Origin of the sequence: Streptomyces sp. UNOB3_S3, assembly GCF_020740895.1 — a bacterium.
Classification (GTDB): domain Bacteria; phylum Actinomycetota; class Actinomycetes; order Streptomycetales; family Streptomycetaceae; genus Streptomyces.
The window spans coordinates 56,918-72,464 of sequence record NZ_JAILXP010000001.1; the positions used below are offsets into that span (position 1 = coordinate 56,918).

Consider the following 15,547-nt stretch of genomic DNA (forward strand, 5'->3'; position numbering starts at 1 on the left):
CGCCGAGCTGCCCCAAGCGCATCACCGGACCCGAGCTCGGCTCCACCCACACCCTCATGCGCGAGGCGTGCGAGCAGATCGACCACACCCTGGCCTTCAGCCGCGTCCAGCACCTGATGTCAGGCGCCCGCCCCACCCCGCTGGACTGCTTCCCCTTCCTGGGCGCCTGCTCCCTGTCCGGTCTCGTCTTCGCCACCGGCACCTATCACGACGGCTTCCACGTACTCACCCGTCGTCGCCCGCTACCTGGCCGCGACACTGCTCGGATCCTCCGAAGCCGGGCAGGACACCGGCCTCGGCGCCGTCCTGGCACCGGAACTCATTTACCCCCCAGTTCCTCGCATCCAAGCCCACCGACGACACCCACGCCCTCAACCGTCACACGTCCGCCGGCGTCAGCGATGTCCGTTCTCTTCACGTCTCTTCACGGCCGATCCACTAGGCACAGGTTCACCCAGGGATTTGTGTATATCTGCCGTTCGCCGTGGGTCTTCCACTGCATGTGTGTTACCGCTCTCGCCGTCGCCCACCAGCATCCCAGAGGGCAGGGCAGCGCGGGGGGCACGAGCTCTGCATGGCCCGCCCTCGTGCGTCAGCCGACTGTCTGTTCTTCAACGATCAACGGAGGCGTGCTGCTGATCCGCCTCTCGTGCAAGCCCAAGTGAGACGTCCCCGCCGCACAGACCACCCCGAGCAACGCGGGGTGCGTGATGCACGACGACGGGTTCGAGGCGGCTTCGCAGGCTCGGCCAGGCGAGAGAAGCCCCAGCCGGTGGACTATAAGTATCGGCTCATCACCTTGAGTCATTTACAGAACGCCCATGACAGCACCCGGCATCGACAGGCGCACATTTGCCGAGGCATCCACAATGGATGCATCAACACATCTACACGCGCCAGCCAGAAAGCCAGGATCAAAATGAAAAAGAAATGGGTATTTTTCGGTCGCGGGTACGCTCCTATCTTGGAGCCTCTAGGGGCGCGAAAGAACAACAATCAGCATCGCCAACAACCAATTCCACCCAGCCGCACACTGGAAACCGTCTGGCTGGCCGCAAGTTCCAATTACCCTCCAGACGTTCGCAACGGATACGCGGATGCGGAACGCGCCGTCAAATGGTCGCCCGCCGACATGGCGAGGGATGAATTCTACATAGAAATCAACGGCCATACTCACAGGTTTATTTATACCGCGGAGGTTCACCAGGCCAGCCGCTTCTCTTTCCTGCGCGTCTTCAAGTACGCAGGAGAAATACCTAAGGGCTACAGCCAAGGCTAGAAGGCGCCGCCACGGAATTTCGAGGACCTCACCCCTAGGCCAGGACCTCAACCGTCACCAGGCCGCGGTCGGTCTTGAGCATCACCGCGAGCCCTCACCTCTCGCTCAGCAAGCTGCTCAACAACCCTCTCAGTCAGTCGGTCATTTTCAACCACCTTATCGCTAAGCGCAGCAACCAAACCCTCGGCATTCGCTGCCCTCAAAGCCATCATTACGTTAGTCGCCGTCCACAAATAGCTGACCATAAAACCCAGTATCAGAAAAAGGACCAGGAGGCAGGCGGCTACAACTCTCGCTTCGCTACTACCTCCAAGGCATTTACCCACTGCACCGACCAGCCGCCCCGCCGGCACACCCATGCGCCCGAATTCAACCAGCCCAATACCTACGAGCATTTTCGTGAACCAGTCCGATACCTGCTCTAGATTCGTGTTGGGCAGGTAGCCGCTTATATGACCCCCGGCAGCTCCCCCTTGACCGACTGGGCTGCCATCCCCCTCGCGCCTACGAGGGATTCCAAAGAGGAAGCCAGCAAGTCCACCCACAGTGGCCGCCGCAGCCGAAACACCAAGGCCAATGCCGAATATTCGCCACTGCTCAGAAAGAGACTTGTGCAAGGTCATCGAGTAAAACAGCAGGCCACCAAGGCCCACTACCACTCCCATGATTCCGAGGGCTATGTAAACCCCCGTAGGCTGATCGCTAGTGGAGCCCGCACTCCGCCCATTACCAGCAGGATTACCGTTATCGGACACTCCCACCACCTCGTGTCAGGCAACCATCAGCGAACAAGTCCCTCACATCCACGATCGCCCGGACGGGGATGCGAGACCAGTCGATCAAGACAGCGAGTCCGTCGCGCCGGTCACGACAGCCTGGCTGAAGGCTAAACAATTGAAGGCTTCACCCACCCCGAAACGGCCGAGTGGCGCCCTGCACTCCTCGGGGTCATGATGAAGTTAGAGAACTACGACTGCGAAGCCAGCCAACAAAAGACGCTCCACAGATGATGTTGCCGCCGAAAATAGGAGCAAGAAATGGCAGTCATTGACCTGGGATGGGACACAATAGCGGCCAACAGCTCGACCAATTGGTTTGTTCACGGCTGGAGCCAAAACGAATCAGTTGTTTTCAGCATTGTCGTGTTCCCTGGAACCGGTGAAGGGGTGCCCAATCCTTTGGGGCACGCAACCCTTACACAGGGTGAATCATTCCAGCACGTCGACGGGACGAGCGCCTACAAGATTTACATGCAGAACAACGCGCCCTTCAACTCCTGCAGCGTCCACGTACTTGCGCAGGTCGAGTCACTGTAGGGCGAGGCAAAGCCGGAAAGGGAAAAGGAATGGCAACAGTGAGAGCATCCATCGTGCACGACATTTCCGGGCGCGTCGTTTCAGTAGCCCGCCCCGCAAAGGACGCCAAGGTTAAAGTGCTGAGCGGCCCCGGGCAGTCTGTACTTGAAATAGACATCGAGGAGGACGCTATCCATGAGCTAATAAACGGAAAGCTCAGGATTGACACAGAGCGGAAAAAGGTCGTTTCCTACGACCAGTAGCGCACAGGGTTGCTCCGGCTGGCTGTAGCGGATTGCAGCCAGCCAATTCTAGTGCGCGGCGAAGGTATTCGATAAGGCCATCAGGCCGCTGGGATGGTCCCCAGCCGACCCGCCTGGTAATCCTCAAATGCCTGAGCCAGCTCAACGTGCGTGTTCATAATGCCATGGAGCGCCCGCCGTCCGACGACAGCGAGCGCTCCGCGCATCCGACTCTCGAATATCCACTCGGCCATCGGCGGGTAGACCCTGTTGCCCGCAGCCGCGAACTCCTTGGACTTCTGGAGCATCCCGGCCTCGACCTCCTCGGAAGAGGCTGATTCATCCGCATCGGCACCGAATCGTTCTGTGATGCTTCTGCTAATTTTCACGAACAGAGCGTGGCCCTGCATGTCGAGGCCGACTTCAAGGGCTTCGCCGCGCAGGTGGGCCCGCGGGGCGAGCTCCGGTCGATCGCCGAGAAGGACACGCGGGAGATCGACGGCCTGGGGAACATCGTGGGCGAGTCACGCACCAAGCTGGGCCCGGCGCTGAAGAATCGCACGGTCTCCATACGCCTCTTCCCTCTCGGCTCCGATGCCGCACAGGTGATCCGCAACCTGCCTGTCGAGGAAGGCACGTACATCCTCACCAACATCGGCAGCGACAAGGTGCTGGACGTTCTGGGCAAGGAGAGCGAGAACGGCGCGAACGTCGGCCAGTACACCCGCCACGGCGGGCCGAACCAGCAGTGGACCTTCACGCCCGTACGCCGCGACTACGCGCCCGGCAACCCGGCGTACAACGTCACCGGCGAATACCGGATCGCCTCCAAGGCGAGCGGAAAGGCCCTGGAGGTCGCCGGGCAAGCCCTGCAGGACACCGCGAACATCCAGCAGTGGGAGAGCAACGACGGCTCCCACCAGCGCTGGTGGGTCACCCCGATCGGCAACGGCATCTTCGTGATCAGCAACGTCCGCAGTGGCAAGGCCATGGACGTCACCGGCGCCTCCAAGGGCAACAGCGCCAACGTGCAACAGTACACGTTCAATGACACCGTGGCCCAGAAGTGGCGGATGGAGCGCGTGTAACCACTGCTTGAACGGCCGTCGGGCCTCACCTGGTCGCCGCCCGCCCATGGTGCGCGCGGGCGGCATGCCGTGTGGTTGCCGGACTACTGGCCATCCTCACCCTTCTTCTCTCACCGCTGGGTGTGGCGGAAGTCGCCTGGTGGGCGGCCGGTCTCGCGGGCGAAGAACTTGCCGAAGTTGGTGGCCTCGGTGAAGCCGAGCGTGCGGCCGATCGTGGCCACGGGCAGGTCGGTGTGGGCGAGCAGCCGCTGCGCTTGCAGGGCGACGCGGGCGTCGGTGAGCTGCTTGGCGCTGCGGCCGGTGGCGGCCAGGCAAGCGCGTGTCAGGGTTCGCGGGGAGCAGCCGAGCCGTGCGGCGTAGTCCTCGACGGAGCGGGTGGTGGCGAAGGAGTGTTCCAGCTCGCGCCGGAAGGCGAGGTAGATCTCGGTGCCGGGCGTGGCGAGGGCGGGGTGTCCGGTCGGGTGGGCGAGGCGCGCCATGCGGATCAGGAGTGCACCGAGGAGCTGGCGCAGCAGTGCTCTGGTCAGTTCGGCGTTGGTGTCGGCGGGCGCCGCTGCGTCGGAGGTCTGCTCATCTCGCAGTGCCCTGTATTCCGTGTCCATCTCCGTCACGGCGCGGTTGAAGGCGTCGAACTCGTCGGGCGGCAGATGCCGTGCGACGGGGCCGCCGAGTCCGTCGAGTACCTCGTGGGTCGCGGGCAGGGGCGGCGGGAAGTCGGCGGTGAACAGCAGCAGGATGGCGTCGAGGTCCGCAAGGTGGCCGTTCGGGCCGGAGGGCAGGCGTTGCACCTGGCCGGGTCGCAGGTGCAGGAGTGTGCCGCGGGCGCACGGGTGCGTGACGAAATCGACCATCGCGGTGCCCTCGCCGCCGCGCACGAGCATGACCTGGTGGAAGTCGAGGCGGCTCGGCCGACGGGCAACCGAGCCTTTCAGGCGCTGCTTCAACGCGTCGAAGGTCAGCACTTCGATGCCGGTGTGCAACCGGTCGGGGTTGTCGTAGGCGATGTCGATGACGTCGCGCTGTCCACTTTTGACCATCTCGGGTCCCGACCCTACCTCGTCCGGAGGGCGGCTGCGGGGGCATCGTGGAGTCACGGCCGAACGGCGAGCGCCACGCCAGGCACCGCGCCGGGAAGCCGTCACCACCATTCCTTCGTGAAGTGAGGACCTTTCACCATGTTCCCTGTTGTCACCGACCCCGCGACGCTGCCGATTCTGTTCCAGGACGCCCTGAACGCCGGTGATGTCGACGGTGTGCTGGCCCTGTTCGCCCCGGGTGCGGGCATGCGCACGGTGGCCGGCGAGTACATCGCCGGCGCCGAGGCGCTGCGTGCGGAGATCGGCGGAACCGTCGCCGCCCGCGGCAGGCTGACGAACGTCAAGCGGCACACGCTCGTCGGCGCGGAAACCGCCCTCCTGGTCACCGACTGGACCCTGGAGATCGACGGCCCCGGCGGCGAACGGATCGCCCCTACCGGCACCACGGCCAACATCGCCCGCCGAGATGCCGGCGGCGGCTGGCGCTTCACCCTCCTCAACCCGCTCGGCATCGCCTGATCAGCCCGGCCCACGAGCAGTCAGCCCTCCGGGCGGGGCCGCGGTTACATCTGCAGAGGGCCGGCCTGCGCGGGCCACGGAACCCAGGGCAGGGCATTCCGCCACCTCGGGCGCCCGAAGGCCCAGTCCTGGAGCACCCGGGCCACTGTCTCGTGGCCATACAGATCGAACGGTCCGTCCACCCGTGCCTGGAAGTGGGTTTCCGGTCCGCCCTCCCGGAACTCGATCTGACAACTCATGTCGTCGTTCAGATGGACCTGCATGTAGTGCTGGCCGTTGGGCTCCGAGTCCAGGCGTTCAACGATCACGAAGCGGTGGCGCAGATTCATCTCACTCAGCAGATCGAACAGCGTGTCCTCGGACGGGTCGTCCCAACGGTCTCCGTTCCAGGTCCTCGCTTGCAGCACCGGCTTCACCATGGGGCGACCCTAGCGACATCGGTCCACTTCCGAAACTCGCCGGCCTGCTGGTCGTGGCCCCTTCTACGGTGACCGTCATGAGCAGTTGTCTTCCCGTCCCCGTGCCTGGCGTCTGCGTCCGCGTGAAGCTGAATGTGGGTGCCTGTGGGCCGTACGCGCACATCGTGGCGGACTTCGAGCCGCCGGGTCCCGGCGGCGGGCTGGAGTTGCTCAGCCTGCTGCCGGAGAGCCGACTGCCCTCGGAGTACCTCCCGTCGTTGCGGGAGGGCCTGCGGGAGGGCCTCGACGGGGTCACCGCCGCTGTGCTGGTCACCGACGGCAGCTTCCACGAAGTGGACTCCTCCGAACTCGGCTACAAGATTGCCGGACAGCAGGCAGGCCGGGCAGCCCTCATCGGCGCGGGGCTGCTACCGCCCGAGACCGCCGCGACGCTGCGCTGGGCGACGTGGCCGGGTATGCCGAGGCTACGGCCGTCACCTGTGGAGGGAACGCATCGACGGGCCCGGTAGCCAGATGAGTACCTAACGGAAGCGGGCCCGTCTCGCCATCCGCCGGGAGGAGGCAACGGACACACGAGGCCCGGCTCACTGGTTTCGGCGGTGCCGCCACACATCGTGCAGCGGCCAGTAGTACGGCGACGTCCGGTCGACGGTGCCGTCGAGGGCGTCCAGCAGTGCGTCACCTCGGTGGTCGCCGCGCAGGGCCAGTTGCACCGCGGCGGTGACTCGTACGGCCTCCTCCGAGTCGGAGAGGCAAGTGGCCAAGGCGTCGCCAGGAGCTGGGTCGTCGGCCCGGGCCCGCAGGAGGGCCCGGCAGGCGCCTTCCCGCACCCGGGCGTCCGCGTCCCGGGTACAGGCCAGAACGGCGGCCAGGGCATCGGCGTCTGACTGCTGGACCTGCCAGTGCAGGCCGCCGACCGCCCAGGACCGGACCTGGGCGTCGGCGTGCCGGGCGAGGGCCGGTAGCAGCTTCTCGGCCCGGGAATCCATGGCGCCGGCCAGGCCGGCGGCGAGGGGCCGCATCACGCGGGGGTCCTCCTCCTGCTCCACCCAGGGGAGAAAGAGGTCGACGAGCGGGGTGTCGAAGGGGGACTCCTCGTCCTCGCCGCTGTCGTCGTAGAGGTTGACGCAGCGCAGCACGTCCGCGCCGAAGTAGCGCGCCAGCGGATCGGGATGGTGCCGAAGAGCGGCCGCGGCGTCCCAGACGGGCGTCAGTGCCAGACCCTTGCGTCCGGCGGCCGCGACGGCGGCCGCTCCCCACACCGGGTGGTCGACCTCGGGCTCGGCCATGGCGCGGTCCAGCAGTTCGGCGAAGGGCGTGGCGATTTCGCAGCACCATTCCAGGTGGGTGAGGATCGCGGTGTGGCCGTCACGGATGACCTGCTCGCCGGTCACCAGCTCGCGGCAGAGCTCGCCGTTGCCGTCGCGCACGGTCCGTCGGCAGACCCCCGCTTCGGTGCCGGTCGCGTGCCAGTGGCGGGCGAGCGCGAGCGCGTCGCGACCCTCTCGGTCCTTGACCCGGGGGTCGGCCCCGGCGAAGTGCAGGGTGGTGGCGATGTCGTAGGCGCCGCGCTCGACGGCGCGCAACAGGGGCGTGCGGCCGTCGGCGTCGATGCCGTCCAGGTCCAGCGCGTCGAGATCGGCCAGCTTCAGCAAGACATCGAGGACCTGGTGGTCAAGGGCATCCGCAGCAAGGCGCAGGGCGGCTGTGACGTGCGGGCCGCGCGCGTGAGTGGTGCCGTACTCCTCCTGGAGCAGGGCGGCCACTGCCTTGGTGTCACCGATACGAACGGCCGTGAGGAGCGACTCATCGGAGGAGGTCATGCGCACAGGGAGTGGAGAAACCCTTCGGATAGGGGATGGGGATGGATACGGCTGTTCCCGCGACAGCAGGTCGCGAGCGGCGGCGAGGTCACCGTCATGGAATCAGAGCCCATCAGACCATCATCCCCTCTCCCTTCGCAGGGCCCTACTGGTTAAACGACGACTGGTTCATGCAACGTCCCCACGAGGTGCAACCAAGGCCCACGTGCCCGAGCCGGGCCGGGCGGGCAGCTGACCCACCGGGTGCGGGATCGGTCTAGCTAGTGCTGTGACCGTATTGGTTGGCCGGGTTGTTCGTTGTGCTGGGGGGGGAGAGCGTCTTCGATCAGCACGGGGCGGGGTATCACCACCCGTCAGGGTCCGCAGGCTGACCGGGCAGGAGGGGCAGAGTCTGCAGCGGATCGTGCGGCACCGCACCACGAGTGCGGTGCGGTGTCGGCGGGCGATGATGCTGCCGGCCTCGGCCAACGGGACCAGCGTGCCGGTCATCGCGTGTCCGGTCCAGGCCGACGAGGACACCGTCCGGGACGTGATCCACCGGTTCGACGAGACGGTGCTGGCCTGTTTGGACCCTCGGTGGGCGGGAGACCGTCCCCGCCTGCTCGACCGTGATGAGGAGGACTTCGTCGTCCAGACGGCCACCACCCGTCCGTCCACGCTGGGCAAGCCCTTCACCCGCTGGTCGATCCGCAAGCTCACCGAACACCTGCGGCGCAATCCCGTCCGCCCCGTCCGGATCGGCCCGAAGCCCTTCGCCGCGTGCTCGTCCGCCAGGGCGCCTCCTTCCAGCGCACGAAAAGCTGGCAGGAGTCCCCGGATGCGGCCTTCGACGCCAAGCTGGACCGCATCGAGGACTCAGTCAACGAACGGCCGGACCGAACGTTCGCCTTCGACGAGTTCGGCCCGCTCGGCATCCATCCGACCTGGCGTAATCAGAACGCCCGCCCCCTGACACCCTCGCAGCACAATGACGCGAACGCGCGCGTATGCGCAGCGAGAAAGGCATCCGCTGGGGCGGGCGGCCCGCTTCATCAATACCTGACCACTCAACCCGACGAACCTACGCGGTCGTAGCACTACATGATCTATTTCAAGGGGCTACCGTAGGTGGCTCGGCGAGCCTGGGGTTGCGTCACCGCAGTCAGCTTCGCTGGATCCCGGCGAGCAAGATGTCCGCAAGTTTGTCGGCGTAGTCGTCAGGGTCGATGTGGGGGTGGCTGGTTCCGAGGTATCCGAGCATCATGTCGATCGCGCCTTGGTAGGTGATGGCCATCACGCGCGTGTCGAAGTCGCGGAGGGTGCCCTCGGCCTGGCCGCGTCGGAACAATGACTCCTGTGCCTGGTAGGTCTCTTCGTGGTCTTCAGGCGTCAGGCGCGGCGTGCCATCGGGGTGACGCAGGTTGTGAACGATGCGGTTGAGTGCGGTGAGTTCTCCCTGGTGGGTGACGGTCAAAGCCGCCACTTGGCGCAGGGCCGCTCGGATGATGTCCGGGACAGGGTCGGTCAGGTCGAGCGAGTCCGCGATTCGGTCGCGGATGGTTGTCATGGTCGCTTTGGCCGTGGACTCCATCAGGTCGTCCTTGTCGGCGAAGTAATGCCAGATCAGGCCCTTGGAAACGCCGGCACGCTCGGCGACGCGAGTCAACGACAGGCCGTCGTATCCGCAGTTGGCGAGTTCCTCCATGGCCGCGGTCATGATCTGCGTCCGGCGCTGGTTCTCGTCGAGTCGCTGCCGACGCGCACCCGACCTTGTGGTTTGTGAGGACGAAGTAGCCATACCTTCACTGTGAACCATTGATGCGGTCGTCGGCGACTGACTGACGGTTCCGGCGAACCCGGACTGACAGGGCCGCAAGGAGCAGCATCATCGCAGCGATAACGAGCATCTCTACGCGCATCCATGCAGGGAAGGCGCCGGGCAGCGCGGCCTCGACGAGATTCACCACCAGCAGGACACACCCAATGATGGTGAGCGCACGAAGACCGGTGGGACTCCCCTTGAGTGCGGCGCGCGTCCGCAGGGGCAGCACGATCGCGAACATGGCGACGATCACGGCGTGACCCCATGCCTCGTCGGTCGCCAGATGCGGTGCCGTCGTCGACAGGACGGCCAGGGCCACCAACGTACCCAAGGCCACTACCACGTAGGCGGCTACCAGTCGCTTCACCCCTGCGAGCGATAAGGACACGAGTGATGCCGACTCGCGCTCATCTCTTTCCACTCTATTGACCATGCGGTCAATACTATCCCTATTGACCATGCGGTCAATAGCTGGGCGAGAGCGCCTGCCCCGCGAGCCCGCCAAGGGAGTGGCCACCTTTCGGGCGATCGAAGAGACGTGCGACTTCCGAGGCTTTCGAGGGCCTCGCGTGGGAGTCGGCGCCATTGGACATGCTGTACGCGGGATCCGGACGGGGTGGACGGTATTGCGCCGCAAGTGTTCGGTGAGCTTGCTGACCGACCAGCGGGTGAAGGGCTTGTCCAGCGCGTACGGACGGGTGGTGGCCGGTACATCGAGCAACCCGCCCAACCAACACGGTCACAGCACTAGCGCGCTTGGCCGGCCAGGCATTGGGAGAGCCGGTCGGCGAGGACCTGCGGTATGCGGTACATCGGCGTGGTGGACGAAGCTCTCGCCCGAGCCGGCTCAGCGCCTGCTGTCTCGGCTGGTTCTCCTGCGGATGCTGAACGGCTCGACACGATGCTCTCGCCGCATGGGACGTCAGAGTGGGCGCGTCGAGCGCCGGCTTGCGAGGGAGCCGTCGCATGCCCGGACGCCTCGCGCATCACCCCAAGTAGTGACTGCCGCCTCGGGGTGCCAGGCTGGGGGGGCGGACAGGTAGGCGTTCATGCGGGGCCAGTCGCGTTGCAGAGGAGGCTGCGGACTCAGCGCGCGGTCCTCGCGGCTATGTACGAGGGCCACACCGGCGGGGAGCAATTGGCAGGCCCGCGAGACGAACGGGCGACTCTCGTACCGGCCCCGAGTCGAGGGGCGCCCTCGCGGACAGAGCAGATCGACACGGACAGTTGACGGGTCCCGGTCGGCGACTTCGAGGAACGTCGCAGAGGAAGGGCATCAAGACGCCGGACTGAGCTGGATGACACACCCGTGACGGACTGGCTTGCGCGGATATGGAAGCGGATACGGAAAAGGGCTCGGACCGCATCGCCGGGGCTGCCCCATGTCAACGATGCCAACGGTGCTTCCGCAGAGCTGGTGATCGACGGAAGCGGACTCCAGAAGGTCATCACCGGCTACGTCCTGCCCGGCAAGGAAGCCGTCGGCAAGTACGCCTTCTCACTGCCGCCCGACGCGGCCGACAAGGCCGAGGTCGAGTTCAGCCCTGATGGAAAGCGGTGGCCGGACGCCTACTGGTCCACCCGAGCGCAGCAGACCTCCTCGGGGCTCAGGCACCAAGCCGGATCAAAGTTCGGGCCAAACCCAGTGCAAGATCCATATTCGGACACGTGTCCGGTGAGGCGGGACGGATAGCTTCGTCAGCACCAGTCATGCCACAGGGGGACCCATGCTCCGTCGTCACATCCCGGCAGCCGCGCTTGCCGTACTCGCCTTGGCCGGCTGCTCCAGCAGCCCGGCATCCAGCGCCGCCACATCCGCAGAAACGAACCTGCAGCCCGCCGACCACGCCGCAGTGGCAAGCGACGGGAACATACCGACGGGACCGGGGCCGCAGGCCCGGTACACGGTGCAGGAGCAGCCCGCCCCGGGCACGTGCCACTACCGCTATACCCCGGCGAAGGAGCCGCTGCCGGACCCGGGGTGCACGCCTGGCGCTGTGAGCCCGGCCGTCACGCAGTCGAACCTTGCGCAGACGATCTGCCGCCCGTCCGGGTACACCAAGGGCATACGCCCGCCGGTCGCGGTCACCGGCCCGGAGAAGATCGCGAACGCGGCCTCCTACAGCGACAAGGACTCCCTGCACGACGCCGAGTACGACCACCTTGTCAGCCTCGAGCTCGGCGGCGACCCCAACGACCCGCGCAACCTCTGGGTCGAGCCACCTTCCCCCGGGCACCAGCCCGGCGGCGGCCCGAACAACCCCAAGGACCAGGTAGAGACAAAGCTCCACTCGGCAATCTGCTCCGGACAGGTGCAGCTCCGCGACGCCCAGCAGGCCATCGCCACGGACTGGACCACGGCCCTCACCAAGCTCAAGATCAAGTAGCTCCAGCGCCGCACGGGAAACGGCCGACCGAGCACCTCCACCCAGGGCAGGACACGGACACGCCCGGAGCCTCACCAGGGTCCAAGCACGGGCAGGGCGGGCGACACAACACCTCGAACACCTGCCCAAATCCCTGCCGTCGAGAGGTTGACTCTCGCTCGCACGAGTGGCTGCAGGTGTCGACTTTTGTGCGCTCTTTTACTCAGAGACGCTCGCACGCCTGCGCGAGTCCGTAAACAGTCGGTCAGACCCGATCAATGCATGCCCGGTTGCTTATGGATCGCCTTACTAATCCTGGCGTGATCCGAGTCACACTGCCATGCGGCGGGGTGTCATGAGCTGGCGAGTTGCAGATTCCCGTACGGCAAGTCCAGACCGATTGGGGTGCCCTTGTCGCGCCCCCCACGCAGGACAAGGCAAGATGGAGAACGTGCCGACGCAAAAAGTGTGACCGGCATCACGTCTGGGGCGATTGTGTACGCCGCAGCAATGCATTCGGGCATGACGAAGGCCCCACCCCGTGCCGGCCAAGCAACCAGGTGAGGCCTTCTCTCAGCACACCGTCTGCAGCGTGGCCCCGGCCTTTTAGGCCGGGGCACTTCGCACGTTCAGGACCACTGGTCTCGCACGATCTTGTAGACCATGTAGACCGGCCCCAGCCAGCGGGCCCACCTGTACGGCCGGCCCCTCTTGCTGCAGCATCGGCAGTGCCCCTCCGGCGCCGGCGCTTCCGTCTGTGCCATTGGGCTCCTCCCCTGATGGGTCCACGTCCTTCGTGGACTCCGCGGAGGCTCACGAGACGTCCTGGGCCCCAGGGGCGGATCGATGGGCATAACCGTACCGGCATGAGACAACATCCGCCGGTGCGTCAACTCCGGTTGTCACACCGGGATACGGGCACCCCGTGCCACCTCAGCACCTGACACAGTGCGACGAAACGTCAACGGACCCGGCTAGCTCGATGTTTGCCATGGAGAGGGCCACCCGTAACGCGGGAAAGCCACTTCCGGTTCCCCGACAGAACGTCACGCATATCACACTTGGGGTGAGGTTCCTCACAGGATCCGCCCCCCTCATGCCGGGCTCTGCACACCGGTTCAGGTGTTTCTGGCCCATCGCGGCGCGGATGAGATCGGCGGTAGCGGCGACAGTCGCTCGGGCGGCCTGGTCCCCGTGGGCCGCTGCCCGGTCCTCCAAACAAGATCACTCCGCTACCGCTGATTTCGTTCGGATACTCCTCGAGGGCCACATCCCTCACGGCGCTCCAGGGCGCCACAGCCCGATCATCCACAGGCGGAGCAGTCACCCCCGTCACCGGTGGACTCTTGCGAGGCACGTAAGGCGAGGCACATAAGGGAGGAGGCCGTCGGCTTTGATGTGCTGCCGCGCCGTGATGCACGGATCCGGCCGCCAAGCACCCTGGGCCCGAACCGCCCCGGCTATGCCCCACACGCCATATCTTGACGTTTTCCTGACGCCCGTCACGGGCAGGGCCAGGAATTCACTGCTTACGCTGGCTCGGCTGTCCACACGATGGCCGAATTTCCACCCCAGCAGAGCACCAGGAGCACCACATGGCCACCCCGACCGACACGCACACGAGTCGTCTGCGGGGGTGGATGCTGGAGGGGCTCTCCGACATGGGCAAGGGCCGTCCTTCGCAGGCCGCCCCGGCGCCCGAACACAAGGGTCAGCCCTGGTACCGGGTGATGTGCCTGACCGGTGTCGACTATTTCTCGACACTCGGCTACCAGCCGGGCATCGCCGCCCTGGCCGCCGGTCTCCTCTCCCCCGTCGCGACGATCGTGCTCGTGATCGTGACCCTGGCCGGCGCGCTGCCCGTCTACCGGCGCGTGGCCGAGGAGAGCCCGCACGGCGAGGGTTCGATCGCGATGCTGTCGCGGCTGCTGTCCTTCTGGAAGGGCAAGCTGTTCGTCCTCACTCTGCTGGGCTTCGCCGCGACCGACTTCCTGATCACGATCACGCTGTCGGCCGCGGACGCCTCCACCCACCTGGTGGAGAACCCCAATCTGGAAGGGGCCCTGCACGACAAGCAGGTGCTGATCACCCTGATCCTCATCGCGCTGCTCGGCGCGGTGTTCCTCAAGGGCTTCCTGGAGGCGATCGGCGTCGCCGTCGTCCTGGTCACGGTCTACCTCGCACTCAACGCGGTGGTCGTGGTCACCGGCCTGTGGCACGTCCTCACCGAAGGCCACGTCGTCACCGACTGGACCGCCGCCCTCACCACCGAGCACGGCAACGTCTTCGTCATGACCGGCGTCGCCCTGATCGTCTTCCCGAAACTGGCGCTCGGCCTGTCCGGCTTCGAGACCGGCGTGGCCGTGATGCCGCACGTCAAGGGCGCCCCGGACGACACCGAGGACAGGCCCGCCGGGCGGGTTCGCGGCACCAAGAAGCTGCTCACGACCGCCGCGCTCATCATGAGCGCCTTCCTGATCACGACCAGCTTCATCACCACCGTGCTCATCCCGCGCAAGGAGTTCGAGTCCGGCGGCAATGCCAACGGCCGCGCGCTCGCCTACCTGGCGCACGAGTACCTGGGCAACGCCTTCGGCACGGTCTACGACGTCTCGACCATCCTCATCCTGTGGTTCGCGGGTGCCTCCGCCATGGCCGGTCTGCTCAACCTGATGCCGCGCTACCTGCCCAAGTACGGCATGGCCCCGCACTGGGCCCGCGCCGTGCGCCCCATGGTGATCGTCTTCACCCTCGTCGCCTTCCTCGTCACCTGGATCTTCGACGCCGACGTCGAGGCCCAGGGCGGCGCCTACGCCACCGGTGTCCTCGTCCTCATCTGCTCCGCCGCCATCGCCGTCACCATCGCCGCCCGCAAGGCCGGCCAGCGCGGCTGGACCATCGGCTTCGGCGTCATCTCGGCCGTCTTCCTCTACACCACCGTCCTCAATGTGATCGAGCGCCCGGACGGCGTGAAGATCGGTGCCTGCTTCACCGCCGGCATCCTCCTCGTCTCCCTCCTCTCCCGCCTCGGCCGCGCCTTCGAGCTCCGCGTCACGCATGTGGAACTCGACGAGATGGCCGAGCGGTTCATTCGCGATATATCCCACCGCACGCCGCGCTTCATAGCCAACGAACCCGACGAGCGCGACGCCACCGAATACCGCGAGAAGATCGAGCAGATCCGGGCCGACAACGACATCCCCACCACCGAGGACTTCGTCTTCGTCGAGGTCACGGTGACCGACCCCTCCGAGTTCGAGGCCGGCCTGACGGTACGCGGCGAGATCATGCACGGCCGCTACCGCGTCCTCACGATGGAGAGCTCGTCCGTCCCCAACGCCCTCGCGGCCTTCCTCCTCCACTCCCGCGACCTCACCGGCACCCGCCCCCACGTCTTCTTCGAGTGGACCGAGGGCAACCCGTTCACCAACTTCGTCCGCTTCTTCCTCTTCGGCCAGGGTGAGGTCGCTCCGGTCACCCGCGAGATCCTGCGCGAGGCCGAACCGGACCGCGACCTCCGCCCCCGCGTCCACGTCGGCTGACCAGCCGTCCACCGTGCCGACCGGAACCACAGCGAGCGCACGCACCGCGCGGGCGACGACTGCCCCGCGCTGGTTCCGCAACAGCCGGACCAGCTCGATGCCCGGGTTCCCCAGAGGCCAATCCCGCCCCAGGCCC

The 15,547-nt window shown here is 66.2% G+C and carries 15 protein-coding genes and 3 pseudogenes; 10 read left to right on the forward strand and 8 right to left on the reverse strand.

Going from position 1 to position 15,547, the window contains the following annotated elements; translation table 11 throughout:
* Positions 1-433: 433 nt before the first annotated feature.
* A pseudogene (locus K6I33_RS36180) lies at positions 434-502 on the reverse strand (NUDIX hydrolase); the annotation flags it as partial.
* A gap of 270 nt (positions 503-772) precedes the next feature.
* Here K6I33_RS36180 and K6I33_RS00195 point away from each other — a divergent pair.
* Positions 773-1,279 carry a hypothetical protein gene (locus K6I33_RS00195; protein ID WP_229346903.1) on the forward strand — a complete coding sequence of 169 codons (507 nt, stop codon included), beginning with the start codon at positions 773-775 and terminating at the stop codon, positions 1,277-1,279.
* A gap of 47 nt (positions 1,280-1,326) precedes the next feature.
* On the opposite strand, the gene K6I33_RS00200 is transcribed toward K6I33_RS00195, so the two are convergent.
* Positions 1,327-2,034, reverse strand: a complete 708-nt coding sequence (locus K6I33_RS00200) for a hypothetical protein (protein WP_229346904.1) — start codon at positions 2,032-2,034, stop codon at positions 1,327-1,329.
* 282 nt (positions 2,035-2,316) lie between these two features.
* On the opposite strand from K6I33_RS00200, the gene K6I33_RS00205 reads away from it, so the two are divergent.
* Entirely contained in the window at positions 2,317-2,595 is a 279-nt protein-coding gene (locus K6I33_RS00205) for a hypothetical protein (protein ID WP_229346905.1), read from the forward strand.
* A gap of 38 nt (positions 2,596-2,633) precedes the next feature.
* Positions 2,634-2,837, forward strand: a complete 204-nt coding sequence (locus K6I33_RS00210; protein WP_229346909.1) for a hypothetical protein — start codon at positions 2,634-2,636, stop codon at positions 2,835-2,837.
* Positions 2,838-3,061: 224 nt separating this feature from the next.
* Here the strand turns inward: K6I33_RS00210 and K6I33_RS36500 are convergent.
* Positions 3,062-3,261: pseudogene (locus tag K6I33_RS36500) on the reverse strand (phosphomethylpyrimidine synthase ThiC); the annotation flags it as partial.
* A 160-nt stretch (positions 3,262-3,421) separates the two neighbouring features.
* On the opposite strand from K6I33_RS36500, the gene K6I33_RS00220 reads away from it, so the two are divergent.
* Entirely contained in the window at positions 3,422-3,904 is a 483-nt protein-coding gene (locus K6I33_RS00220; protein WP_374282761.1) for an RICIN domain-containing protein, read from the forward strand.
* Between the two features lie 110 nt (positions 3,905-4,014).
* Here the strand turns inward: K6I33_RS00220 and K6I33_RS00225 are convergent, their stop codons facing one another.
* Positions 4,015-4,941 (reverse strand): helix-turn-helix transcriptional regulator, encoded by a 927-nt coding sequence (locus tag K6I33_RS00225; protein WP_229346914.1) that lies wholly within the window; start codon positions 4,939-4,941, stop codon positions 4,015-4,017.
* 138 nt (positions 4,942-5,079) lie between these two features.
* On the opposite strand from K6I33_RS00225, the gene K6I33_RS00230 reads away from it, so the two are divergent.
* Entirely contained in the window at positions 5,080-5,460 is a 381-nt protein-coding gene (locus K6I33_RS00230) for a nuclear transport factor 2 family protein (RefSeq protein WP_229346916.1), read from the forward strand.
* Between the two features lie 44 nt (positions 5,461-5,504).
* Here the strand turns inward: K6I33_RS00230 and K6I33_RS00235 are convergent, their stop codons facing one another.
* The gene (locus K6I33_RS00235) at positions 5,505-5,879 is read right to left on the reverse strand and encodes a hypothetical protein (RefSeq protein ID WP_229346918.1); all 375 of its coding nucleotides are present in this window, start codon (positions 5,877-5,879) and stop codon (positions 5,505-5,507) included.
* A gap of 77 nt (positions 5,880-5,956) precedes the next feature.
* Here K6I33_RS00235 and K6I33_RS00240 point away from each other — a divergent pair, with 77 nt between their 5' ends.
* Positions 5,957-6,388: a hypothetical protein gene (locus tag K6I33_RS00240; RefSeq protein ID WP_229346919.1), complete on the forward strand. Its 432-nt coding sequence runs from the start codon at positions 5,957-5,959 to the stop codon at positions 6,386-6,388.
* Between the two features lie 75 nt (positions 6,389-6,463).
* Here the strand turns inward: K6I33_RS00240 and K6I33_RS00245 are convergent, their stop codons facing one another.
* On the reverse strand, positions 6,464-7,702 hold the full coding sequence (locus tag K6I33_RS00245) for a HEAT repeat domain-containing protein (protein ID WP_229346920.1): 1,239 nt from the start codon (positions 7,700-7,702) through the stop codon (positions 6,464-6,466).
* A gap of 445 nt (positions 7,703-8,147) precedes the next feature.
* Here K6I33_RS00245 and K6I33_RS00250 point away from each other — a divergent pair.
* A pseudogene (locus tag K6I33_RS00250) lies at positions 8,148-8,626 on the forward strand (transposase); the annotation flags it as partial.
* A gap of 217 nt (positions 8,627-8,843) precedes the next feature.
* Here K6I33_RS00250 and K6I33_RS00255 read toward each other — a convergent pair.
* Positions 8,844-9,497, reverse strand: coding sequence for a TetR/AcrR family transcriptional regulator (locus K6I33_RS00255; RefSeq protein WP_308297006.1), 654 nt, complete (start codon positions 9,495-9,497; stop codon positions 8,844-8,846).
* Positions 9,484-9,936, reverse strand: a complete 453-nt coding sequence (locus tag K6I33_RS00260; protein ID WP_229346924.1) for a hypothetical protein — start codon at positions 9,934-9,936, stop codon at positions 9,484-9,486. The genes K6I33_RS00255 and K6I33_RS00260 overlap by 14 nt, the downstream gene beginning before the upstream one ends.
* A gap of 876 nt (positions 9,937-10,812) precedes the next feature.
* Here K6I33_RS00260 and K6I33_RS00265 point away from each other — a divergent pair.
* The 3 genes from K6I33_RS00265 to K6I33_RS00275 all read left to right on the forward strand — a co-directional run bounded on the left by K6I33_RS00265 (position 10,813) and on the right by K6I33_RS00275 (position 15,411).
* Positions 10,813-11,196: a hypothetical protein gene (locus K6I33_RS00265; RefSeq protein ID WP_229346927.1), complete on the forward strand. Its 384-nt coding sequence runs from the start codon at positions 10,813-10,815 to the stop codon at positions 11,194-11,196.
* Positions 11,197-11,230: 34 nt separating this feature from the next.
* A complete protein-coding gene (locus K6I33_RS36505; RefSeq protein WP_229346928.1) occupies positions 11,231-11,890 on the forward strand; it encodes a hypothetical protein in 660 nt (219 codons plus the stop codon).
* A gap of 1,574 nt (positions 11,891-13,464) precedes the next feature.
* Entirely contained in the window at positions 13,465-15,411 is a 1,947-nt protein-coding gene (locus K6I33_RS00275; protein WP_229346930.1) for an amino acid transporter, read from the forward strand.
* Positions 15,412-15,547: the final 136 nt, after the last annotated feature.

Excerpts from the sequence above, each read along its gene's own strand:
- K6I33_RS36505 (WP_229346928.1), top strand. The coding sequence starts at position 11,231 with ATGCTCCGTCGTCACATCCCGGCAGCCGCGCTTGCCGTACTCGCCTTG.
- K6I33_RS00235 (WP_229346918.1), bottom strand. The coding sequence starts at position 5,879 with ATGGTGAAGCCGGTGCTGCAAGCGAGGACCTGGAACGGAGACCGTTGG.
- K6I33_RS00230 (WP_229346916.1), top strand. The coding sequence starts at position 5,080 with ATGTTCCCTGTTGTCACCGACCCCGCGACGCTGCCGATTCTGTTCCAG.
- K6I33_RS00275 (WP_229346930.1), top strand. The coding sequence starts at position 13,465 with ATGGCCACCCCGACCGACACGCACACGAGTCGTCTGCGGGGGTGGATG.
- K6I33_RS00245 (WP_229346920.1), bottom strand. The coding sequence starts at position 7,702 with ATGACCTCCTCCGATGAGTCGCTCCTCACGGCCGTTCGTATCGGTGAC.
- K6I33_RS00240 (WP_229346919.1), top strand. The coding sequence starts at position 5,957 with ATGAGCAGTTGTCTTCCCGTCCCCGTGCCTGGCGTCTGCGTCCGCGTG.
- K6I33_RS00225 (WP_229346914.1), bottom strand. The coding sequence starts at position 4,941 with ATGGTCAAAAGTGGACAGCGCGACGTCATCGACATCGCCTACGACAAC.
- K6I33_RS00255 (WP_308297006.1), bottom strand. The coding sequence starts at position 9,497 with ATGGTTCACAGTGAAGGTATGGCTACTTCGTCCTCACAAACCACAAGG.
- K6I33_RS00205 (WP_229346905.1), top strand. The coding sequence starts at position 2,317 with ATGGCAGTCATTGACCTGGGATGGGACACAATAGCGGCCAACAGCTCG.
- K6I33_RS00260 (WP_229346924.1), bottom strand. The coding sequence starts at position 9,936 with ATGGTCAATAGAGTGGAAAGAGATGAGCGCGAGTCGGCATCACTCGTG.